The 21,837-nt window shown below is 67.2% G+C and carries 16 protein-coding genes; 3 read left to right on the plus strand and 13 right to left on the minus strand.

Annotated elements, in window-relative coordinates:
* Positions 1-206: hypothetical protein (locus ABS769_RS14440; protein ID WP_317062143.1), on the minus strand; the 206-nt coding region annotated here is incomplete at its 3' end.
* Between the two features lie 201 nt (positions 207-407).
* Between ABS769_RS14440 and ABS769_RS14445 the strand changes: the two genes are divergently transcribed.
* Positions 408-1,583 carry a benzoate/H(+) symporter BenE family transporter gene (locus ABS769_RS14445; protein ID WP_317062144.1) on the plus strand — a complete coding sequence of 392 codons (1,176 nt, stop codon included), beginning with the start codon at positions 408-410 and terminating at the stop codon, positions 1,581-1,583.
* A 139-nt stretch (positions 1,584-1,722) separates the two neighbouring features.
* On the opposite strand, the gene bphP is transcribed toward ABS769_RS14445, so the two are convergent.
* The 6 genes from bphP to ABS769_RS14475 all read right to left on the minus strand — a co-directional run bounded on the left by bphP (position 1,723) and on the right by ABS769_RS14475 (position 9,953).
* Positions 1,723-3,627 (minus strand): bacteriophytochrome BphP, encoded by a 1,905-nt coding sequence (gene bphP, locus ABS769_RS14450; RefSeq protein ID WP_317062145.1) that lies wholly within the window; start codon positions 3,625-3,627, stop codon positions 1,723-1,725.
* A complete protein-coding gene (locus ABS769_RS14455) occupies positions 3,624-4,217 on the minus strand; it encodes a biliverdin-producing heme oxygenase (RefSeq protein WP_317062146.1) in 594 nt (197 codons plus the stop codon). Before ABS769_RS14455 ends, bphP begins: the two co-directional genes overlap by 4 nt.
* 99 nt (positions 4,218-4,316) lie before the next feature.
* Positions 4,317-5,588, minus strand: a complete 1,272-nt coding sequence (locus ABS769_RS14460) for a TCR/Tet family MFS transporter (protein ID WP_115041017.1) — start codon at positions 5,586-5,588, stop codon at positions 4,317-4,319.
* A 560-nt stretch (positions 5,589-6,148) separates the two neighbouring features.
* Entirely contained in the window at positions 6,149-8,308 is a 2,160-nt protein-coding gene (locus tag ABS769_RS14465; RefSeq protein WP_434801686.1) for a lytic murein transglycosylase, read from the minus strand.
* A gap of 301 nt (positions 8,309-8,609) precedes the next feature.
* Complete coding sequence (locus ABS769_RS14470; protein ID WP_039518438.1) at positions 8,610-8,816, minus strand: hypothetical protein; 207 nt, start codon at positions 8,814-8,816, stop codon at positions 8,610-8,612.
* Positions 8,817-9,080: 264 nt separating this feature from the next.
* A complete protein-coding gene (locus tag ABS769_RS14475) occupies positions 9,081-9,953 on the minus strand; it encodes a LysR family transcriptional regulator (protein WP_047126568.1) in 873 nt (290 codons plus the stop codon).
* Positions 9,954-10,049: 96 nt separating this feature from the next.
* Between ABS769_RS14475 and ABS769_RS14480 the strand changes: the two genes are divergently transcribed.
* The gene (locus ABS769_RS14480) at positions 10,050-10,808 is read left to right on the plus strand and encodes an SDR family NAD(P)-dependent oxidoreductase (RefSeq protein ID WP_317062150.1); all 759 of its coding nucleotides are present in this window, start codon (positions 10,050-10,052) and stop codon (positions 10,806-10,808) included.
* Between the two features lie 170 nt (positions 10,809-10,978).
* Here the strand turns inward: ABS769_RS14480 and ABS769_RS14485 are convergent, their stop codons facing one another.
* Positions 10,979-11,368, minus strand: a complete 390-nt coding sequence (locus ABS769_RS14485) for a YchJ family protein (RefSeq protein WP_317062151.1) — start codon at positions 11,366-11,368, stop codon at positions 10,979-10,981.
* Positions 11,369-11,537: 169 nt separating this feature from the next.
* Between ABS769_RS14485 and ABS769_RS14490 the strand changes: the two genes are divergently transcribed.
* Positions 11,538-12,311: a sulfite exporter TauE/SafE family protein gene (locus ABS769_RS14490; RefSeq protein ID WP_181110722.1), complete on the plus strand. Its 774-nt coding sequence runs from the start codon at positions 11,538-11,540 to the stop codon at positions 12,309-12,311.
* A 386-nt stretch (positions 12,312-12,697) separates the two neighbouring features.
* Here the strand turns inward: ABS769_RS14490 and ABS769_RS14495 are convergent, their stop codons facing one another.
* The 5 genes from ABS769_RS14495 to ABS769_RS14515 form a co-directional block, all read right to left on the minus strand.
* Positions 12,698-14,758: a TonB-dependent siderophore receptor gene (locus ABS769_RS14495; RefSeq protein ID WP_317062152.1), complete on the minus strand. Its 2,061-nt coding sequence runs from the start codon at positions 14,756-14,758 to the stop codon at positions 12,698-12,700.
* Positions 14,759-15,004: 246 nt separating this feature from the next.
* Positions 15,005-16,186, minus strand: coding sequence for a Wadjet anti-phage system protein JetD domain-containing protein (locus ABS769_RS14500; RefSeq protein WP_317062153.1), 1,182 nt, complete (start codon positions 16,184-16,186; stop codon positions 15,005-15,007).
* 4 nt (positions 16,187-16,190) lie between these two features.
* Positions 16,191-19,583 (minus strand): ATP-binding protein, encoded by a 3,393-nt coding sequence (locus ABS769_RS14505; protein WP_317062155.1) that lies wholly within the window; start codon positions 19,581-19,583, stop codon positions 16,191-16,193.
* A gap of 64 nt (positions 19,584-19,647) precedes the next feature.
* Positions 19,648-20,352 (minus strand): DUF4194 domain-containing protein, encoded by a 705-nt coding sequence (locus tag ABS769_RS14510; RefSeq protein WP_317062156.1) that lies wholly within the window; start codon positions 20,350-20,352, stop codon positions 19,648-19,650.
* Positions 20,339-21,808: a DUF3375 domain-containing protein gene (locus tag ABS769_RS14515; protein WP_317062157.1), complete on the minus strand. Its 1,470-nt coding sequence runs from the start codon at positions 21,806-21,808 to the stop codon at positions 20,339-20,341. Before ABS769_RS14515 ends, ABS769_RS14510 begins: the two co-directional genes overlap by 14 nt.
* Positions 21,809-21,837: the final 29 nt, after the last annotated feature.

Raw genomic sequence — 21,837 nt, forward strand, 5'->3', positions numbered from 1 at the left:
TGAAGAGGAAGTTGCCGCCGCTGCACCTCAATCCGCCGTAGCGTCTTTCCGTGTAGCGAGCCGCCCATCATAGCCGACTTTCCTGCTTCGTCAACACCCAATTTCTGGAGGTTTTCGAACCCGTTCGTTGTTGCGGTGCTTCGAGAAGCGCCGCCGTCCTGAGCGAGGTCGCGCAGTTTATCGAGACTGTGCAGAAGTGCAAGCACTTTTTGACACTGGTATGACACGAGCATCACTGCGCGAATGCGCGACGTCCGATTTCACGTGCGAATGCGACGTCGCGACACTGCTCTCTCTCTATAAAACCAAAGGGCTGTGTCTACACAGGGCTATCCATAGAGCAGGTGCTTCGGTATCGATCATCGGCGTGCTCGGTGAGAATGGGTGCACTAGATAGAGAGCTCACGATGCTTCCCTCCCGCAGCCTGCTCCGCGATCTGTCCCTGCCTGCGATTGCTGCAGGCTTTGTCACGGTGCTGGTGGGTTTTGCCAGCTCGGCGGTGATCGTGTTCGAGGCGGCACGCCATCTGGGGGCGGATCAGGCGCAGATCGCCTCGTGGATGTGGGCGCTCGGGATCGGCATGGGGGTGACCTGCATTGGATTGTCGCTGCGCTATCGCGTGCCGGTGGTGACGGCGTGGTCCACGCCGGGTGCGGCGATGCTGATCGGCAGTGCGGCCGGTGTGCCGTTGCGTGAGGCGGTCGGTGCATTCGTGGTGGCCGCAGTGCTTGGAATGGTGGCGGGTTTCTCGGGGTTGTTCGAGCGGGCGATCCGGCGCATTCCGATCTCGCTGGCCTCGGGCATGTTGGCCGGGGTGTTGTTGCGCTTTGGGCTGGATCTGTTCGTGGCGATGCAGAGTCAGGTGCTGCTGGCACTGGCGATGCTGGCGACCTATCTGGCCGGGCGGCGCTGGTTTGCGCGCTATGCGGTGATTGCGACGTTGCTGGTCGGCATCGCGATTGCGGCCAGTGGCGGGCTATTGCACTGGACAGCGGTGCAGATGGAATTGGCGCATCCGGTGCTGGTGGTGCCGTCGCTGTCGTGGGCGGCGTTGTTCGGGTTGGCGATTCCCTTGTTCGTGGTCACCATGGCCTCGCAGAACGTGCCGGGTGTGGCGGTGATCCGGGCCTCCGGCTATACGGTGCCGATCTCGCAGACGATCGGCTGGATCGGTGCCGTCAATACGCTGCTGGCGCCATTCGGCGGCTTTGCCTTGAACCTGGCGGCGATCACCGCTGCGATCTGCATGGGACGCGAGGCGCATGAGGATCCGGCGCGGCGTTATGTGGCTGCGGTCAGTGCGGGCGTGTTCTATGTGGTGATCGGCCTGTTCGGCGCGACCGTGGCGGCGGTGTTTGCAGCCTTTCCGCGCGAGCTGGTGATGGCGATCGCCGGGATCGCGTTGTTGGGCACGATCGGCAACAGCCTGGCGGCGGCCTTGCGCGAAGACAGCGAGCGCGAGGCGGCGCTGATCACTTTTCTGGTCACTGCGTCCGGGCTGACGCTGGGCGGGATCGGTGCCTCGTTCTGGGGCCTGGTGGCCGGTACGATCACCTTGTTGGTTTTAAGGCCGCGGGCTTAGCCGCGGCACACCATCCAGTGGATGGGCGTCTTATCGGATCGCCTCACTGAGACGCCGTGCCCGACCGCGCCAAGGAATGCAGGCAACTGGACCGCAGCCAGCATGTTGCGAGCTTGCACCTGGCGCGGCACCGGCTCGCTTATTCGGGATCGCGTAGCTGCAGCAGCCAGTGCGCGGTGACGCCGCTGGGGCTGGGCAGCGGTTCGAGATGGAATTGGCGGTAGACCGGTGAGCCACCGGGTGCGCGCAGCGGCAAGGTGACGTAGGCGGCGCGGCCCTGCCGCAGTGCCTCTTCGAGCAGTTCCACCTTGGACCGGGCGGCATCGCTGGCCAGCAGGGTCAGGATGTCGCAACCGATCAGATCGGCCACATCGGTCTGGATGAGCTCTGCGAACGCCGGGTTGACGAACATCAGCCGGTGCGCGGCCGTGGCTGCACCACGTTCGATGATGGCCACGCCGTCGCGCAGACGCGACAGCGAGGCTTCGAGCAGGGTGAAATCCTGCTGGAAGCGTTTGCGTTCCATCAGTTCGATCAACACACGCAGGCTGCGGGCCGATTCCAGGTGCAGCGGCGACCAGCGACGCGCGCGGCCACGCACGGTTTCCTGCCAGAGATCGAAGCTCTTGCGCGGCGAAAGGCGCGAGTTGGGAATGTCCGCCAGCTTGGCCAGCTGCGGATTGCCGGCCCAGTTGACCGTCTGCACCTGTTCGCGGCGGGTCCACAGCAAGGCGCTGCGCGACTGCGGCATCAGCGGCACGAAAATGAAACCGGCGGCCAGCGGTGCCAGATCGGCCAGCTCGGGAAATACCTCGCCGATCGCCTCCACATGCAGGGCGCCGACGGCATCCTCGCGCAGGGCGGCGTGGTGTGCGGATTCGATATGGTCGCGGATGCGCCGCAGCGCGGCGGCATCGGGCGTGGTGCCATGGCGGCTGATCTCCTTGCCATGGAAGATCGCCACGCCGTCGGCATCGACCACGTCCATCAGGTCAGGCGCCATATCGGCGAGCATCTCCACCGTCATCTGGGCGGCGTCGTTGAAGTCGGTGATCAGCTTTTCGCGCACGGTAAGCAACACCGATTCCATGCGCGCACGCTCGACCGCCTGCAAGGCGCCGATGCGACCAGCCAGCGCGCGCGTGACCGCATCGGTGGCATCGCGCATGGCGTGGCTGGTGAAGTGCGGGCTGTAGTGGTGGCAAGCGATCAGCCCCCACAGCACGTCGTTGACAACGAGCGAGGAGACCAGGGTGGCACTCACGCCCATGTTGGCCAGATATTCCAGATGCACCGGCGAGACGCTACGCAGGCTGACATCGCTCAGATCCACCGGCGTGCCCAGGCGCGGATGCAAGGTGGGCTCGATTGCGGCGGACTGGTAGCCGACATCGGCGATCTGGCGGACGCGGTTGCGCAGGTACAGCGCGCGCGCCTGCGCGGGAATGTCGGTGGACGGGTAACGCTGGCCGAGATAGGCCACCAATTCGGGGTTGCGCGCCTCGGCAATGACTTCGCCGTTCCACTCTTCGTCGAAGCGGTAAATCATCACCCGATCGAAGCCGATCATGTTGCGCAGGCCCTTGACCGCACGCACCGCCGCTTCGTCGATGCCGGGATCGCGCTCGATGCTGCGCAACAACGGCAGCGCCTCGCGCAGGGTGACGTCCATCAGGCGGGCGTCGCGCGGTTCGATTTCGACCAGCCATTGCTCCGGATACAGATGCCAGGCGGCCACCCATGGGTGATCGGTGGGCGCGGCGCGCCTGGGGAAACGCACCTCGGCATGTAATAGGTGTTGCGCCTGGTCGTCGACCACGAACGGCTGCTCGCCGGGCAGTTCCAGCACTTGCGTGTAGGGCATGCCCAACAGTTCGGCCAGCGGCACGCCGAGCAACTCGGCGGCAGTGGTGCTGGCCTGCACGATGCGGCCGTCGGCCGGCTCGATCACCAGCAGCACGCCGTAGGGCTGGATCAGGCCGGGAATGTGGATCGGCTCGCGGGCGCAGGCATCCATGTTCAGGGGTTCGGTTGGCTGGTTCACGGGCGCGGCTCCGCTGCGAGGCAGGTGTGGAAGTGGGCAAACATGGCCTGCGCACCGTCGATGGCGGCGGCGCGTGCGCAAGGCGTGTCGAGACGTTGGTTGAGCACGGTCTGGAAATGGCGCCAGCCGGCCGGATCGTCGTCGGCCAGTTCGAAATAGCGCAAGGCATCGGCCAGACCGGGCTGCTGTTTGCGCAGGCTGCGCGCGATCATCCGGCCGCCCAGTTGCGAGCCTTCGATGACGTAGAGCATGCCCCAGCGCGCGGCATCGTTGCCGGCGGCGGGCGCTGCGATGGCAGTGCCTGGTTGCTGGCCGAGCACGCGCAGGTCTTCGCGCAAGGCCGGCACGCGGCGGCGATACTGCCAGCCGGTTCCAGCCAGGGCACTGAGCCAATTGCGCAGTTGCGCTTCGAAGCCGGCCAGCAGTGCATGGTGCCGGCGCAGGATCAGCGCATAGGCGTCGCGATCGACGCGTCCCTGCCCCAATGCCTGCATCAGCGGGATCGCTTCGACCAGGCAATGGACGCCCTGGGTGGCATCGCGCAGCACGAACGCGGCCGAGGGCGGAACTGCCAAGGCGTCGGAAGACATAGGGACTCAAGGCGGTGCCGCGGCACGAAGGACACCAGCCTAGCAGCGCCTGCGCAAATCAGATAAAGCGGGCGCGAGTGCAACGTGAATAGGTTGGCATTATCGCGGCGTTGCGTGCGCGATGCCGGGCCCACGCCCTGCCCGCTTCCAGGCCATGACCCAGCCTGCGGCAAGCAGGAGACCGGCCAGCAACCAGGGCGCGCCGGGCAGATGCAACGGGGCGCCGCTGCCGATGAACCAGGCAAACACGTTGGCGAACAACAACGGACCGGCGATGCCGGCCAGGCTGATCAGGCTGGTCAACGCGCCCTGCACGCGGCCTTGCGCATCGGCGCCGACCTCGCGGGTGATCAAGGCCTGCGCGGACGGTGCGGCGATCGCCCAGAACGCGCTGATCGGCACGCCGATCAGAAACGCGGTGCCGCTGTCGGCCAGCCCATAGATGACGAAACCGATGACCCCACAGCCCAGGCCCAGCAGCAGCGCGCGACGTTCGCCCAGCCAACGCACCAGCCGGCCGACCAGCAGCGCGTTGACGATGATGCTGCACACACCGACGCCGGCCAGCACCCAGCTCACTTCGCGCGGGCCCCAGTGATACTGGTAGCTGGCGAACAGCACGAAGATGCTGGGGTAGACGTAATGCGCCAGGTTGGCCAGGAACACCACCGAGGCCAGGCCGAATACCTGTGGGTAGCGACGCAGCAGCTTGAGCGCGCCAAGCGGGTTGGCATGCGACCAATCCAGCCGCGCGGTGCGACGTTCGGCGGGCAGCGATTCGGGCAGCACAAACCAACCGTACAACACGTTCAACAGCGCCAGCCCTGCGGCAAACCAGAACGGCCAGCGCAGACCGATGCTGCCCAGCCAGCCGCCGATCAGCGGGCCGGCGACAAAGCCAATGCCGAATGCGGCGCCGAGCATGCCGAACGCACCGGCGCGTTTGTCGGCAGGGGTGACATCGGCGATATAGGCGTTGGCAGTGGAAAAGCTGGCCGAGCATACGCCGGAGATCACCCGCGCCAGCAGCAGCATCGGCAGGGAATGCGCGACCGCCATCAGGATGAAGTCCAGGCCCAGCCCCAGGCACGAGAGCAGGATCACCGGGCGGCGGCCGTAGCGGTCGGACAAGGCGCCCTGCAGCGGCGAGCAGACGAACTGGATGGCGGCGAATAGAAAGCCGAACCAACCGATCCAGCCGGCCGCCACGGCGTAATCGCCACCGGTGAATTGGCGCACCAGATCCGGCAACACCGGAATGATCACGCCGAAGGACAGCACGTCGATCAGCACGGTGATGAAGATGAAGATCAGCGCGGCGCGGCGCCGGCCCGGTGCAGGAGCGGATGCGGAATCGGGAGAGATGGACATCGCGCGGCACGCAGGGGCGAAGCGGCGAGTGTAGCGGTGGATTGAGCGGTGGGAATGGGCTTACGTACCCTCATCCGCCCTTCGGGCACCTTCTACCGAGGGGAGAAGGGAAGCGCTTGGCGTGTGCGTCAGAAGAGCTTGGTCTCTGCGTCCAGCGCTAGATTATTGCGATGTCGTTCAAGCCCCTCTCCCGCCGAGAGAGGGGTTGGGGTGAGGGTATGGGGCGAAGCCACACGTGCACTCAAACTCCACCAGGCTTCGCGCGTACCCTCATCCGCCCCTTCGGGGCACCTTCTCCCGGTGGGAGAAGGGAAGCGCCTGGCCTGTGTCTGGCGCAAGGTCAGCGTGATGGAGTTAGAGCCCCTCTCCTGCGGGAGAGGGGTTGGGGTGAGGGTATGGGGCGAAGCCACACGTGCACTCAAACTCCACCAGGCTTCGCGCGTACCCTCATCCGCCCCTTCGGGGCACCTTCTCCCGGTGGGAGAAGGGAGTCATCTCTGTCTCTTTACTGTATCGGGAAGCTGCGCGGGCTCTGCGCGTGCCTTGGGCGATTCTTGCGGTTACTCGACGCTGATGGTCTGGGTCAGCGTATGGCTGGCGCCGGGGGCGAGTTCGATCACATCCGGGCCGGCGTTGGCCGCTTCCAGGCAGACGTAGTCGCGCCAGCCGGCGCCCACGTCGGCCATCTTGGCAGCCGCTTCTTCGCCCGGGTTCCAGGCAACCAGCGAGCGGCTGCCTTTGGTGACGATGACGATGCGGCGGCCGAGCACCGGGTCGGTCAGGGTGTAGCGGCCGCCGGCGTTGGTGTAGATGCGGTCGCTGCGGCCGGGGTCGCGTGGGTCGCGCAGGCTCCAGTCGCCTTGCTGGCGGTGAGCGGTGGCGTAGTTTTCGTACTTGTCGAGGTAGTCCAGCCCGTCCAGGCCCTGCACGCTGACCTTGAGCGCGTCGCCGACGCGGAAGTAGTTGTGCAGCGCCTGGGTGAACCGCACCGGGGCCGGGCTGGTGTTCTCGGTGATCAGACTCTGTTCGAGCGTGCGGCCGATGCGCAGGGTCATGCGCAGGCGCAGCGCCAGGTCGTCGAAGCTGGGCGGAGTCAGCGTGAGCACCAGGGTGCCTTCGTCTTCGCGGCGGCTGTCGGTCAGCTGCCAGGGCACGGTGCGCACGAAGCCGTGCGCAGGCACCTCGCCGGTCTGGTCCTGGCGGCCGAAGTACGGCCAGCACACCGGGGCGCCGCCGCGGATCGGGGTGGGCGGCTGCTTGGCGGTAGGCGACAGCCACATCACGTCCTGCCCGCCCTTGGGCACGAACGACAGCAGCTGACCGCCGAACAGGCTGATGGCCGCAGTGGAGAACGGGGTGTCGATCAACAGCGAGGGAAAGCCGTGGAAGTCGCCTGTGCGCAGGCCGGTGAGGTCGGACATGGGGGGTGCCTTCTGGACGATGGGGGATTGGACGAATGCGGGATAGGCGGCCGGCAGCTTGAACGCCGTGGCGCGGATGGCCGCCGCGCCGGCGACCGGTGGGGCGGCGCGCAGGGCGGTGAGGATGCGTTGTCCGGGGCGGCCGTCGGCCGGCTGCAGGCCCAGGCGGGTCTGCTCGACCTGGATGGCGCGCCGGCTGGCGGTGCCGATCATGCCGTCGGCCTCGCCGATCAGGTGGCCGCGGGCCAGCAGCAATTGCTGCAGTTCGCGCCGTTCGGGCCGGCCCAGGCCGGGGTCGTCGGTGGGCCAGGCGGCGACCAGGCCGGCGCCACCACGCAGGCGGTCGGCGAGCAGGGCGATCGACAGCGCGTAGCTTTCGGCGGCGTTGTAGGCGTAGATCGCGTCGTAGTTGCGGAACACCAGGAATGCCGGGCCGGTCGCGCCGGCCGGCAGCAGCAGGGCGGCCGGGGTTTCGGCGGGCAGACCGGCCGGTGCCAGCGCCTTGCCGTCGGTGCCGAGCAGGCCGGCGTTTTGCCAGGCCTGCAGCGGTTGGCGCCGGGTACGGCCGGCCTTGCTGGCATCGAAGCCGGCAGGCAGGCGGACTTCCATGCCCCAGGGACGGGCGCGCTCCCAGCCGGCCTTGACCAGATAGTTGGCGGTGGAGGCTAGCGCGTCGGGAATGCTGGCGACCAGGTCGCGGCGGCCGTCGCCGTCGCCATCCACCGCGATGCGGGCATAGGTGGAGGGCATGAACTGGGTCTGCCCGAAGGCGCCGGCCCAGGAGCCGGTCAACCCGTCCGGTGACAGATCGCCTTGCTGCAGCAGGCCGAGCAAGGCGAGAAATTCGCCACGGAAGAACGGCTGGCGGCGGCCCGCGCACGACAGCGTGGCCAGCGAGACCAGCAGCGGGCGCTTGCCGGTGACGCGGCCGTAGTCGCTCTCCACGCCCCACACCGCCACGATGGTGGCCGGATCGACCCCGGTCTGTTCGGACAGGCGGGTAAGCAAATCGCGGTGGGTGGCCAGCATGGCCTGGCCGTCGGCGACGCGTTGGCTGTCGACCAGGCTGGCGAGGTAGTCCCAGATCGGGGTGGTGAATTCGGGCTGGGCATCGAGCAGCGGCAATACGCTGGGATCGGGCGCCAGGCCGGCGGTGAAGCGCTGGAAGTCGGCGGCCCCCACGCCCTTGGCAGCGGCCTGGGTCTGCAGGCCGGCCAGGCAGCGGTCGAAGGCCGGATCGGCGCAGGCGATCAGCGGCGCCAGCGCCAATAGCGCAGGCAGGACGCGCCGGGTCGGCATCACGGCGCGATGGCCGGCGTGTGGACGAAGGTCATGCGGTGGAGCGCTCCTGCGGCAGGTCGAGCCGCCGAGGATAGCCAACCTGGCTGGTTGCAGGCGTGCAGGTCGTGATGTTGCGACGGCATCGTGCGCTGCGCTGGTCGGCAGCGACACGCAGGGGTGATTGTGCGGTGCGCACGCTTTTCAGAGGGGTGAGTGCGGCGCAGAGGCCATCTAATGCATGTGGGATGGTGATGTTGCGCGCCGATGGAGTGGCATTGGTCCGGCCCGCCTGGCGAGGACGCCGCGTCGATCGCCGCGCCTAGCTGCCGTCGCCGGTGATGCCGGTCAGCAGCGACAACGCCGGGCTGGAGGGGCTGGTGTCGGACATACGTCGGGCGCGCGCCCTGCGCGGGGCGTCGTGGCGGGGGCCGAACCAGATCAGTGCCGTGGCCAGGCACGCCGGCAGCACGATCGCGAACACCACGATGGCCACAAGCACCCACTGCCAGAGATTGAAGGTTGCCATCATCGTGTCCACCCCGCGGCGAGCTCCGCCGAGGCGGCAAGCTTCCGGGATCGGCTGCGAACGTGGCGTCGAGAAAGCACGGCCGTGCCTGCCGTTCGTCGGAACGAACGGAGTGCCGGCTATCGCGTCAGATCACGCTGGCGATGGAGACAGCTCGCGTGATTGCAGCAGCAACGCGGCGCATTGATCGCCCCGCACGCTCGCCGCTCCAGCCAGGCTCCGGCAACGCGCGTTGCCACGGGGTCCGTCTGGCGCCCGGCGGCTTCAGGCAAACCGCTCCAGCAGGAAATCGACGAAGCTGCGTACCGTGACCGAGCGCCAGCGGGTTTGGGGATAGAGCACGCTTAGTGGACGGTGCAGCTCCCGGTCCTGAAACAGCCGCACCAGCCGGCCCGCTTCCACGTCGGCACGCAACAGGAACGCCGGCTGCAGCACGATGCCCAGGCCCTGCAAGGCCGCCAGATGCAAGGCCGGGCCGCTGGTGAGATGCAACTGCGCGCGCGGCAGCGGGCCGATTCGCTCGCCGGTGTAGTCCTGCCACTGGCCGAGCGCCTTGGCATCCATCCCCAGGCATTGGTGCCCGGCCAGCTCGGCAAGCCGTTGCGGGGTACCGTTGCGGTGCAGATAGGCCGGCGTCGCGCAGCACCACAGGCGATAAGGCTGCAGCGCGCGCGCCACCAGCGAGGACTCGCCCAGCGCCCCGATGCGGACGGCTACATCGATGCCCTCGTCGACCAGATCCTGCACCCGATCGCTGAGCTGCAGATCCAGCCTCACCTGGGGATGGCGCTGCAGATACTCGCCAAGCACCGGCGTGAGCCCATAGGTTCCGAACGACACCGGTGCGGCGACCCGCAGCGGCCCGGCCGGTTCCAGGCGCTGACCGTCGGCCTGCACCTGTGTATCGGCGACCAGCTCAAGAATCTCCCGGCAACGCCCGTAGTAGGCCTCGCCAAACGCGGTCAATCGCTGCCGTCGCGTGGTCCGCACCAGCAACTGCAGACCGAGGCGTTGCTCCAGGGCGCGCAGGTGGTTGCCCGCCATGGTCGGGGAAATGCCATGCGCTTGCGCCGCCGCAGCGAGGCTGCCGCCGTCCACCACGCGGACGAACACCTGCATGCTGTCCAGTAGATCCATTCAACACTCCTGGTTGCCAATCAATGCAGGATAACGGCGTTTGTCGCGGCTCGATAACGGATCAGGCTGGGGCCCTCACTCAGACGGACGTTGTCGATGGATCTGCAATTGCGTGAACACACGGCACTGGTGACCGGCGCCAGCACCGGAATCGGCGCCGGCATCGCCCGCGTGCTGGCGGCCGAGGGGGTACAGCTGGCGATCACCGCGCGCCGCGCCGACAGGCTGGAACAGCTGGCCAGCGACATCGCGGCACAGGGTCACCCGCGCCCGCTGGTGATCCCCGGCGACATCACCAGCGCGACCGAGATCACGCGCATCGCCCGGGATGCCAGCCAGGCGCTGGGCCGGATCGAGATCCTGGTCAATACCGCCGGTGGCGCACGCCCTTTTGCGCTGGAGGCCAGCGATGCGGACTGGAACGAAGCCTTCGCGCTCAACTTCGGCAGTGCCCGGCGCATGACCCAGGCCCTGCTGCCCGGCATGCGCCACCGGCGCTGGGGCAGGATCATCAACTTCAGCGGCAGCATGGAGCCCCGCGAGGTCAACGGCGCCGGCGCGGCGAAGGCAGCGCTGCAGTTCTGGGCCAAGGGAATGGCCTCGCAGCTGGCGGCCGAGGGCATCACGGTCAACACCATCGCACCGGGACGCATCAACTCCGAACAAGTGCTGGACAAGCTCCATCCCACGCCGGAAGCGCGCCAGGCCTTCATCGCGCGCCATGTGCCGATCGGCTACTTCGGCGAACCCGACGACATCGCTCATCTGGTCGCCTATCTGGCCTCGCCACTTGCACGCTATCTGACCGGTGAGGTGATTGCCGTGGACGGCGGCCTGCACGCCTTCGCCCACTAGCACGACCGACTACCGACGTTACCGAGGGCCGGTGGGGGCCCGGCAGGCCGATATCGGCCGCAGCGTCCAGGGCCGCGGCCGCAGCGGCGCGGTGCCGGCAGAGGTGCCGACGAGCGTTAGACCCTGCCGCGTCCCGGTGGTGTCCCGACAGCGACAGTGCCGGGCCCGGCTCAGCGCGCGTCGAGGTAATACCAGCGGCCGTCTTCGCGCACGAAGCGGCTGTGCTCGGTCATGCGCACCGCGCTGCCGCCGCCGATGCGGTAGCGGGCCAGGAACGCCACCTCGGCGGTGTCGGTGCCGGTCTCGATGGCGCGTTGCACGGTCAGGCCGAGCCAGGTGGTGCGGCCGCCCTCGTCCAGCGACAGCTCGGGTGGGCGCGTGGACGGATGCCAGCTGGCGAGCAGGTACGCCACATTGCGGCGGACGTAGGCGCTGTAGCGCGCACGCATCAGGGTTTCGGCATTGGGCGCGGCGGCACCGGCGTGGTATTGGCCGCAGCACTGCGCGTAGGTGGCGGCGCGGCCGCAGGGACAGGGATCGGTGGGTGTGGAGTTCGGCATCGGGCGATTGTGCGGGATGGGATTGGGGATTGGGGATTGGGGATTGGGGATTGGGGATTGGGGATTGGGGATTGGGGAGCGGTAAGCGGTAAGCGGTAAGCGGTAAGCGGTAAGCGGTAAGCGGGTTTCTACGCGTTTATGCTGTTGCCCCGTCGTGCGGAGCGCCGTCTTGCTGGAACTGATCCCCACCGAGTTGCCGTGGCTGCTGTGCATTGCCTTCGTTGCCGGGTTGGTGGATGCGGCGGTTGGTGGGGGTGGGTTGATCCAGTTGCCGGGGCTGTTCGCCACGCTGCCGCAACAGGCGCCGTCGCTGATCCTGGGCACCAACAAGTTCAGCGCGATGTTCGGTACTGGGGCGTCGGCGTGGCGGTATGCGCGCAATGTGCGCTTTCCGTGGCGGCCGGTGCTGTATGCCACTGCGGCGGCGTTTACGTTTTCTTTTCTGGGCGCGACGGCGGTCAGCCTGCTGCCCAAGCAGGCGGTGCGGCCGCTGATTCTGGTGCTGCTGATCGCGATGTTGATCTACACGCTGATCAAGAAGGATTTCGGTGCGCTGCATCGTCCGCGCGAGATCGGCCGGCGCGAGTTGATCACTGCCTTGGCGATGGGCGCGGCGATCGGGTTCTACGACGGATTCTTCGGGCCCGGTACCGGCAGCTTCCTGATCTTCCTGTTCATCCGCTTTTTCGGGCTGGACTTTCTGCGCGCCTCGGCCGCAGCCAAGGTGGTGAACCTGGCCACTAACTTGGCGGCGCTGTCGTTCTTTTTGCCCAGCGGCCAGGTGATGTTGGCGATCGGCATTCCGATGGCGGTGGCCAACGTGGCCGGTGCGGTCGCCGGCACGCGGATGGCGCTGCGTGGTGGCACACCGCTGATCCGCAAGTTGTTTCTGGTGCTGGTCATCGTGCTGATCGGCAAGATGGGCTGGGATCTGCTGCGTTGACGAACGCGAGCCAGACCGATTTAGCGCGACTAACAGAACCTCTCGAACGCTCTATCGATGGCGACAACTGTATTGGCCGCACTCGCCTTCGTCGGACACTGGAGTGATGTTGGCAATGGCAATGCCATTGCTAGGATCGAAAGGAGCCGATCAGACCGCACCGCATCGGACGGCGGCGCGGCGCGCACTGCCCGCAACCATGCACACCGACCCTCTCAACTGGCCCTTGCCCGCCCACCGTCGCGGGACCTTACGCGGCATGGATGCCGCGTAAGAGCTACAAGGACGTACTTGCAGCGTGTCCCGCGATGGTGGGCAGGCAAGGGCCCTGCGGCAAGCTACAGATCAGCCAGCTGCGTACAGTTTTGTTGGCGACTCTTAGTCGCTTAGAAATCCATACTCAACGTTGCCGACAAGGTGCGCGGTGCGCCCGGGTAGTTGGTGGTCTGCGTCACCGGCTGCTCGATGTAGAAACGATTGGCGACATTGCGCAGCATCAGCGCCAGTTGATAACGGCCGCCGAAGCGGTATGCCGCCGACGCATCGAAACGGGTGTAGCCGGCGATGCGATAGCTGTTGGCCAGATATCCTTCGCGCTCGCCCACATGCACCGCGCCGGCGCCCAGGGTCAGGCCGTACAGCGGCCCGCTGGCGACGTGATAGGTGCTCCACAGACTGGCGCTGACCCGCGGTGCGCCGCGCAGGCGGTTGCCGGCCGGAATGACGGTGTCGCGGGTGACCTGTGCGTCCAGATAGCCGGCGCCCAGAATCAGCCGCCAGTTCTGGGTGAGCTCGCCGGTGATATCCATCTCCACCCCGCGCACGCGCTGCTGGCCGGTGACCAGCACAAAGCCGCTGTTGTCCGGATCGCTGGTAGCGACGTTGTCCTTGGTGATCTGAAATGCGGCAGCGGTGGCGAGCACGCGGTTGTCGAATAGCGCGCTTTTCAAGCCGATTTCGTACTGGCGGCCGGTCTCCGGTGGTGCGCTGCCGCCGGCAAACAGGGTGGCGCTGCGCGGTCGAAACGAGGTGGAGGTGTTGGCGTACAGCGACAGCTGCGGCGCCGCCTTCCACACCACGCCAATGCGTGGCGATGCACGCCGGCCGTCTTCGCGGGTGCGGGCGCCGTTGTCGATGGTGGTCTGTTGCACATCGTCCCAGCGCACGCCGGCCAGCACATCCCAGCGCTCGCCGATGCTGATCTGATCCTGCACGTACAACGCGGCGTAACGCGCATCGACCTCGATGGCGCGCGCCGGCACATACGTGCCCGGCAAGGCGCCCTGCACCGGATTGGTCACGCTGATACGGGCCAGCGGCGCGCGGGCTTCATCTGTCTGGCGATGCGCATCGACGTATTCGGCGCCGGCCAGCACCTGATGGCGCAGTGGGCCGGTGGCGAAACGCGCCAGCGCTTCGGTCTGCGAGGTGGTGGCGCGCACCTGCTGGTCCTGGCGCACCGCGCGGCGTTGCAGAAACGCGCGGTCGGCGCTGAAGCCGGTGAAGTCGGCCACGTCGCGGCCGCTGTCGCCGTCCTGGTGGTTGAGGATCTGGCGCAGCGTCAGCCAGTCGTTGGCGTCATATTCGATGCGCCCGCGTGCGGTGCGCGAAGTGCCGTGATTGCGCGACCATGGCTCGCCGAAACTGCGCTCCGCCGGGCCACGCACCACCCCGTCGATGGCGACCAGCCCGCGATCGCCCGGGCTGGTCTGGCGGGTGTATTCCAGATCCAGATCGGCGCGCAGTTGATCGTTCGGCCGCCAGGCCAGCGAGGGCGACACGAACACGCGATCACCATCGGCCTGCGCAGCGCGAAAGCTGCCGGTTTCCTGCGCGGCGGCGCTGAGCCGTGCCGACAGCGTCGGGCTCAGCGGGCCGGTGACGGTCGATTGCACGCGGCGCAGGCCATGTTCGGCCACCTGCACCGATGCATTGCCGCCGAACACCGCATCCGGGCGCAGCGTGACCAGATTGATCACCCCGCCGGGTTCGCCGCGGCCGTACAGCACCGCGGCCGGGCCCTTGAGCACTTCCACCTGGGCGACATTGGCCAGATCGCGCACGGTCTCGGTGAAGTTCTGCGCCGGGTTGAGCAGGATGCCGTCGACCGCATACGAGGACGCCTCGAAGCCGCGGATGACGAAGGTTTCCGAACGATTGCCCTGGGTGCCGCCGGGCTGCACGTTGGAGACATTGGCCACCACATCCACCAGCCGGTTGAGCTGCTGTTCGTCGATGACCGAGCGCGGCACCACCTGGATCGCCTGCGGAATGCGCTCCACCGGCGTCTGCGTGCGGGTAGCGCCGGCGGCCTTTTCCGGCCGGTACAGGGCGCGCTTTTCGCTGACCACGATGGCGTCGAGCAGGCTGGCCTCCTGGGCGGCGGCCGGCATGGTGGCGAACAGGGACACGAACAACAGGTGGCGAGGCGCAGGCAGTGGGGTCATCGGGATCTTCAGCGGGCGATGCGCGCACTGGCGGGCACATCTGGGTTGCTAATGATAACGATTCTTATCTTCAAATGAGCGGTTCGCGCTCGTGATCCTCACCGCGATGACGTGCTGGCCGCAGCCGTCGTGTCCACCCAACGAGGTTGTGCAGTGGCACGCGTACCTGCGAGCCAGCAGATTGCAGCAGCACCTTCAGTGCAAGCTGCCCGCCTGCACCCCACACCTGACAGCGGTACCCAGCGACTAGCCCCGCAACGCCGCCTGGATCTGCGGCCATGCCTGACTCCAGGCGATGCGCTCCTGCTCGAGCCGCGGTGCGGCGCCGAAGTGTCCGCTGCGCAATCGTGCGTAAAACAGCTGCTCGTCCGGCGTCAGCGCGGCGAGCCGGTGGGCGCGATGTTGCCTGGGTTCGTGCCCCCACATGGCACGCGGCGTGGAGAGCAGCGTGGCCTGGTCCATCAGCAGCGCCACGGTCTGCGGCGCATGCGTGCGCAGTCGGTGCAGGATCGCAAGCCCGTGCGTATCGATGTCGCCCCAATAGAACAACGGCAGCGTGCGCAGCCACTCGATGTTGCGCACGTAGTCGACGGCATACCCGCGCGCCATCAGCAGCGCCGTGCCCGGCAACGCTTCGCAGGCCAGGCCGGTGTCGAGATTCTCGACAATCAGCACGCGTTCGATCGGCAACCGCAGCGCGGCCAGCTGTTCGATCGGCACGCTCAGATCGGCCAGGCCGCCGAGTTGCTGGCTCAGCGCCGGATCCAGCAGGCGCAGGCGCACCCGATCCGGTGCGCTGCGCAGGCCGGCAAGGCTGTCGAAGCTACGCGGCTCGGCGATGCCACGCAGCCCGCCCAGCCAGTCGGCGATGATGCCGCGACGCGTGTGCACCCATTTGCTGTCGATGCCGGCAATGGGAAGCTGGCGCAGAAACAGGCCGCTGTCGCGGTGTCGATGCAGCCAGTCGACCACGGCGACCAGCCGGTCGATATCGGCCTGCGCGCTGTCGGCAAGCAGATCGAACTGGCGCCGCAGGCGCGCGGCAAATCCCGCAGCTTCCGGCCAATGCGCCTGCAAACCGTCGCAGCGCGCGCTGGCGCGTTGCCAACGGTCGTGTTCTTGCAGTGCTGCCGCCGCATCGGCCGGCGTCTCGACCACCCAGGTCTGCGGCAGCCGTTGCGGCCCCAGCTGCGACCACAGCACATCGCGGTACTCCACCCGCCCCGGCAAGTCGACACGCTGCCAGCTGCGCAGCCAGTCGCCGAAGGCATCGAAGCGGGCGCTGGCCTGCGCCTGGGTGGGTGGCTGCAGGGCGATGGGCCTGGGTGCCGATGCACCGATCAACCAGTCGCCACGCTGGCGTTGCCATTGCCCGCGCAATGCCTGCAGTGCGGCAGCTGGCAACAGCATGCAATCGGCGCGCGCCATCAGCTCACTCCTGCTCGGCCACCGCAGTGGTGTTGGCCGCCGCGCTGCGGGTGCGCTCGGGCAGCTTGAGCCGGCGCGACTGTTCGTCGTATTCGATCAGCAACACGCCCGAATCGTACCGCCCGCTGATCTCGACAAAGCACGCGCCACCGATGAACGGCTCCAGCGTCATCACCGATTTCAACGGCGTGGCCACCACCATCTGGAAGCCGAAGTTTTCGAAGATGTTCATCGCCAGCGCAGTGAATTCGTTGTCGGCCTTGTCGAAGGCTTCGTCCAGCACCACCGCGCAATAGCGCGGCAGTTCGCCGTCTTCGCCGCCGAGCTGATAGCGCAATGCGGCGGCCAGACAGGTGGTTGCCAGTTTCTGACGCTGACCGCCGGATTTGCCGGCGCCGCTGCGGTAAATCTCGACCTGTTGGCGCGTGGCTGCGTCCAGTTCGACGCCAACGAACTCCACATGCAGGCGCACGTCCAGCACCAGCTCGCGCCAGCGCTTGTCCTCGCCTTCGGCCGAGCCCAGCTTGCGCACCAGTTCGCGCAGCACCGCAAATTGTTGTTCGGCCACCTCGCGCTGTTCGGTCTGGTGGTGGCCGAGCACATCGCGCAGGCGTTGATGGAAGTCGATCACTTCCGGCAAACGACGATCACTGAGTTCGATGGTCAGCAAGGTGCCGTGATTGAACGGGACTTGTTCCAGGCTGGCATTGACCTCGTCCAGACGCTGGGCGATCGATTTGCGCGCTTCGGCAGTGTGGCGCTGCAACGCGAGCAGATTGTTCTTGCTCTGGCTTTGCAGCAGATCGAAAAAGCGCGCTTCGTGCTGCGGCAGGCCATCGCGTTCCAGCCGCTGCAGGCGTGCGAGAAAATCGTCGGCACCTTCCAGCGTCGGGCTCAGATCGCCGCTGTCTTCCGGCCATTGCTGGAAGTAGCGGCGGAAACAGCCGATCAGCGCTTGCTGCAGCCGAGTGAGTTCATCCTTACTAATGCTCAGCTGTGCGTCCAGGCCACGCTCGAGTATGCGGAAGCGGTCCTGCAGGTTATCCAGGCTCAGCTCGCCCAGGCTGAGCAAACGCTCTGCCAGACCTTGCTGCTGCAGTGGAGTGACCACGCACGCGTGCGCATCGGCGCATTCGAGATGCTGTTTTTCCAGCCGTGTGCGCTCCACACCCAGCTCGATCCTTTCCTTATGCACGCCCTCATAGGTGCGCGTGGCCTGAGCGATGTCGGCACGTGTGCGGTCGATCGCCTCGCCAAGCGCGCGCAGGTTGGCGTCGCCATCGCGCAGCTGTTGCAGGGTCTCGGCGATCTGGCTCAGGCGCTGCAGCGCGGCGGCCACATCGATTTCGTCCCAGCCCAGGTTGGCCAGGGTGTTGCGGGCAAGGCGTCGCTGCCCATCGCGTTCGCGGCGTGCGCGCAGGTCGGCGACCTCGGCGTCGCAGGCGGCGATGCGTTGTGCCAGCTCCTGGCCTTCGCGCTCGTACAAGGCCAGTTTGTCGCGGTTGTTGAAGCCCAGCAGCCAGCGGCGACGGTCACCCACCGCGTGGCGGTCGTCCTTTTCGTAACGCTCGCCCGGATGCTTGACCTGGCCTTCGCGGGTGATCGCGCGTTCTGCATGGCGCAGGGCCTTGGCTGAGTCCACGCAGTCGTAATCGAAGCGCTTGCCCAGCTCGCGCCGCAGCCAGCCGGCAAACGGGTGATCGCGCAGCTCCAGCTTGTGCAGCAGCGAGGCGCTGCCGGGTTCGCGGCCACTCAGTGCCTGCTCGTTGTGACGCACCCGGTAATAGACCAGGCGTGTGCCGAGCTGGGTGCGGTTGACCCAGTCGGCGACCTCGGCGTAATGCCGCTCGTCCACCAGCAACGATTGCGCAAAGCCGTGCAGCACGCGCTCGATGGCGCCGCGCCAGGCGGATGCTTCCTCGCGCACCTGGATCAGTTCACCCACGAACGGCAGCGCCGCCTCCGGCACGCCGGTGTCGGCGCTCATGCGCGCGCGCAGGCTCTGCATCGGCGCAGGAATATTGGAAGGATTGCGCGTCAACGCCTCGATCTCGGCACGTACTTCGGCAAAGCGTTTGCTGTCGTCGTGCTTGCCGGCGATGCGCTCGCTGATCGCTTCATCGAGCTCGGCGGCGGCACGCTGACCATCTTCCAGCGCGGCGCGCGCCTGCGCGACCTGTTCGGCAAAGCCGTGCGCGCTGTCGGCCAGGGCCTGCTCCAGTGCACGGCAGGCCTGTTCGGCCTGGGCCCGCTTGGCCGCGCGGCGATCGCGCTCGGTCTGCAGCTGGCCCTGTTCGCGCTCCAGCGCATCGATGCGCTCGCCGCCTTGCGCGCGCCGCTGCGCTTCCAGATCGTCCAGATGGCGCGTGTGGTTATCCAGTGCTGCGCGGCGCTGGCCTTCTTCGCCGGCAAGGCCGCGGTCTTGCACGTCCAGTTCCTGCAGGCGCGCGTCCAGCAAGGCGAGCCGGCGCTGCTCGCGGTAGGCGTCGATGCCGAGCTTGAGTTCTTCCAGCTCGCTGCGCTGGCGGCGCAGTTGCATCAGCTCGGCGTGATGCGCGCGCGCAGGCAGCAAGGTTTCCACCTGGCGCCGCGCCGTCACCACCGCATGATGGGCGCCGTCGAGTTCGGCGAAGTCGCCGACCAGGCGCTCGGCCGCATCGAAGGTCTTGGGTTCTTCCAGCATGAAGCCGCGCAGGAAGGCGTTGAGATCGCCCAAATTCTTGGCCGATTGGGTCTTGTGCAGCAGGCGCAACGCCATCTCGTTGCCGATGCCCAACTGGTGGCGAAAACGCTCGGCGTAGCCGGCAAAGCTGTCGAAGTGATGCACATCGTGCAGGCGCTGCTTGAGCTTGCGACGATCCAGATCGAAGCCAACCAAGTCCTGCGCCACGTCAAAGGCACGCTCGGCCACCATGTAGTGCTTTTGCACGTCGCCGGTGGCCGCGCTGTTGCCGGCAATCCAGAACAGCCGCACCAGGCTGACCACGCGGTCCTCGCCGTTGCGATATTCCAGTACCAATGCGGTCCAGGTGGCGCCTTTGCGCAGGTATTGCGTGGCGATTTCGCCAGAGGCGCTGTCCTGCTGGTCGGCCCAGGCGCCGCGCACGTACGACACCAGGTTGCGGTCGCGGCCACTGCGTTCGGCCTCGCGCGCGGCGGCGTTGAAGTCGACGATGCTGGGTGGGGTGAGCAAGGCCGACATCGCATCGAGCAGCGTGGATTTGCCCGAGCCGGAGCGGCCGACGAACAAAAAGCCGCGTTCGGCGATCGGCACTTCGGTCAACCCGGAGAACGTGCCCCAGTTGTGCACCTGCAGGCGGCGCATGCGGAACTGCTGCAGACGCGCGTCGGGCAGATCGTTGGCGAACAGGCTGGAGGGCGCGGCAGAGGAGGTCATCGATACGGTCCGGGAAGCCAGAAAAGCGTAGGCCTGCGCTTACGCGGGTGGTGCGGCGGCAGTGCTAGGCGTGCGCGGGGTCGGCCTCGTCCTCGCCGCCGGCCGGGCCGTCGCGCAACTGGCGATAGACCTGCCCCAGGGCGGCGACATCTTCGGCCGAGAACAGCAGTTTGAGCGCTGGGGAGATTTCATAGCGTGCGTCTTCGCCGCGCAGACGGGTCAGGACATGGTTGTCCTTCATCTTCTGCACCGCCGTGGCCACCCGGCGCAGGAAGCCGGCACGGTCGGTGGACAGGTTTTTTTCGTAGACGGCTAGCGCCTCGCCCAAGGCCGCTTCTTCCACCACTGCACGGACACCACGCGCATCGGCTTCGGCCAGTTGCTGGCGCAGGTGCAGCAGCAATACCGAGTCGATGAAGGTCAGCGGCGAAGAGCGCAGCAGTACCGGCGCTTCCAGCTCGCCAGTCTCGGCCTGGCGGGTGAAGGCGATGCCGGCCTCGCGATCGAGCACCAGCTCCAGAAACACTTCGGCCAAGGCGCTGCGAATGCCGACTTCACTGCGCAGCAGGACCGGCCACAGGCGGCTATGCCGCTGCGCGTCCACGCTGGGGCCACTGAGCAACTGACACAGCGCGCGACGCGCCTCCACCGGCAATTGCCCGGTGTCGCCGGCGAACAGGCCGGTGCTGGCGACGGCAGGCGTCTGACCCTCGGCAGCGTCGTGGGCGAGTTCGGACTCGGCATCGGGATCGTGCTCATGCCAGTTCATTGCGTTTCTCCTGGGTGAACCAGATCAGCGGAATGCGCGCGCGACGCCACTGGCCGTCGCTGCCGCGCCATTGCGCCACTTCGAATTGGTCGCCACTGACGACGCCGTGACGCGTGCCCAGCGATAGATAGCCGATGACACTGCCCAGGCCCTGGGTAGCCTGGCGTTGCGTCAGCGCCTGTGCGATGGACAGCTGCGGCTGGGTGGCCAGCAGCTCGAACAGATCGCGCCGCAGGCTGCGGAAATCGATCTCCGACTGCGCGACCAGATCGCCCACGCTGTCCAGCGAGATGGCCGCCGCCTCGTTGCGCTGGATGCTGCCATCGACCTGTTGCTGGCGCGGGTCGTGCAGGCGCCATTGCGAGAGCGAACGCAGCCGGCTGGTGGTCAGCATCAGACTGCGGCCGATCAGGCGCTGGGCTGGGATATGTTCGCGCAGGCTCAGCGCTTCGGCCTGCGCCTGTTTGAGCAAGCGGTTGAGCCGGCGCTGTTCCAGATAGCCACGGCTCTGCACGAAACCGCGCAGGCTGCGCGCGAAATGCTGCATCACATCGTGCACCTGGCCACCGCGTTCGAGCATTGTGCCGGTGAGCCCGCGCAGGAAGCTGCGTTCACGGCGATCGAGCTTGCGCGCGAACGCGCGTGCCAGCACTGTCTCCAGCGCCGCATCCAGTTGCGCGCTTTGTTCGGCGTCGTTGAGCAGCGCCCAGAACGCCTGAAAGCTGCGCCCGGCTTCGCTGTCGCCGATGACATCCACGCCTTCGAACAGCCGGGTCAGGACCTCGCCGCGCTCACCTTCGTCGTCGATGATGCGTTCGCGAAATTGCCGGTTGAGCTGTTCGAAGTCGTCGCGCACGCGGCGGAAGTCTTCGGTCAATTCGTCGGCCAGCGCGATCACCTGACGGGTGCGCTCGAGCGCGCGCTTGCCGTCCAGCGAGGCGACCTTGCCAGCCGAGACCCGCGCGATTTCCGCATCGATGCGATCGCGCTCGTCGCGCAGTGCCGACAACCGCGCATCCGGGTTGGTCTCGGTCAATGCCGCGAGTTGGGCAAGCTGTTGCATCACCAGCGCCAGCCGGCTTTCGGTGGCTGCGCCGCGACTATGCTCCAGGCCGTCGACAAAGCGAATCGCCTGCGCGGCCTGCGTGGACAGTTCGTACTCTTCCTGCTGCGCGCCCTCGGGCAGGCGACGCTCCAGCCAGCCCTGCGCCAGCCAGTGGGCAACGTACGCCTGTGCGGTGCGCGGCAAATCGCGCGCCAGCTGCTCGGCGTTGATGTCGTCGAGCAGGCGCTGCAGGCGCTCGTGCAGCACCGCTGCCGGCAACAGACGCTCTCCGTCCAGCAGCAAGGCCTGCAGCAGACCGATCACTTCCGGTGCATGGTCGGCGGCCAGCAATTTCCACAACGGGTCTTCGCGCAGGCTGCGGTAGCGTGCGATACGGGCGCGGACCTTCATACGGGCGCACCGTGGCTCAGGCCCCGCGC

Origin of the sequence: Xanthomonas hortorum, assembly GCF_040279205.1 — a bacterium.
GTDB classification, from domain to species: Bacteria; Pseudomonadota; Gammaproteobacteria; order Xanthomonadales; family Xanthomonadaceae; genus Xanthomonas; species Xanthomonas hortorum_F.

What these genes read in the sequence shown, in the direction of transcription:
- ABS769_RS14495 (WP_317062152.1), bottom strand. Translation starts at nt 14,758, where the DNA reads ATGACCCCACTGCCTGCGCCTCGCCACCTGTTGTTCGTGTCCCTGTTC.
- ABS769_RS14465 (WP_434801686.1), bottom strand. Translation starts at nt 8,308, where the DNA reads ATGCCGACCCGGCGCGTCCTGCCTGCGCTATTGGCGCTGGCGCCGCTG.
- ABS769_RS14460 (WP_115041017.1), bottom strand. Translation starts at nt 5,588, where the DNA reads ATGTCCATCTCTCCCGATTCCGCATCCGCTCCTGCACCGGGCCGGCGC.
- ABS769_RS14500 (WP_317062153.1), bottom strand. Translation starts at nt 16,186, where the DNA reads ATGGCGCGCGCCGATTGCATGCTGTTGCCAGCTGCCGCACTGCAGGCA.
- ABS769_RS14485 (WP_317062151.1), bottom strand. Translation starts at nt 11,368, where the DNA reads ATGCCGAACTCCACACCCACCGATCCCTGTCCCTGCGGCCGCGCCGCC.
- ABS769_RS14475 (WP_047126568.1), bottom strand. Translation starts at nt 9,953, where the DNA reads ATGGATCTACTGGACAGCATGCAGGTGTTCGTCCGCGTGGTGGACGGC.
- ABS769_RS14480 (WP_317062150.1), top strand. Translation starts at nt 10,050, where the DNA reads ATGGATCTGCAATTGCGTGAACACACGGCACTGGTGACCGGCGCCAGC.
- ABS769_RS14515 (WP_317062157.1), bottom strand. Translation starts at nt 21,808, where the DNA reads ATGAAGGTCCGCGCCCGTATCGCACGCTACCGCAGCCTGCGCGAAGAC.
- ABS769_RS14455 (WP_317062146.1), bottom strand. Translation starts at nt 4,217, where the DNA reads ATGTCTTCCGACGCCTTGGCAGTTCCGCCCTCGGCCGCGTTCGTGCTG.
- ABS769_RS14510 (WP_317062156.1), bottom strand. Translation starts at nt 20,352, where the DNA reads ATGAACTGGCATGAGCACGATCCCGATGCCGAGTCCGAACTCGCCCAC.
- ABS769_RS14445 (WP_317062144.1), top strand. Translation starts at nt 408, where the DNA reads ATGCTTCCCTCCCGCAGCCTGCTCCGCGATCTGTCCCTGCCTGCGATT.
- ABS769_RS14470 (WP_039518438.1), bottom strand. Translation starts at nt 8,816, where the DNA reads ATGGCAACCTTCAATCTCTGGCAGTGGGTGCTTGTGGCCATCGTGGTG.
- ABS769_RS14505 (WP_317062155.1), bottom strand. Translation starts at nt 19,583, where the DNA reads ATGACCTCCTCTGCCGCGCCCTCCAGCCTGTTCGCCAACGATCTGCCC.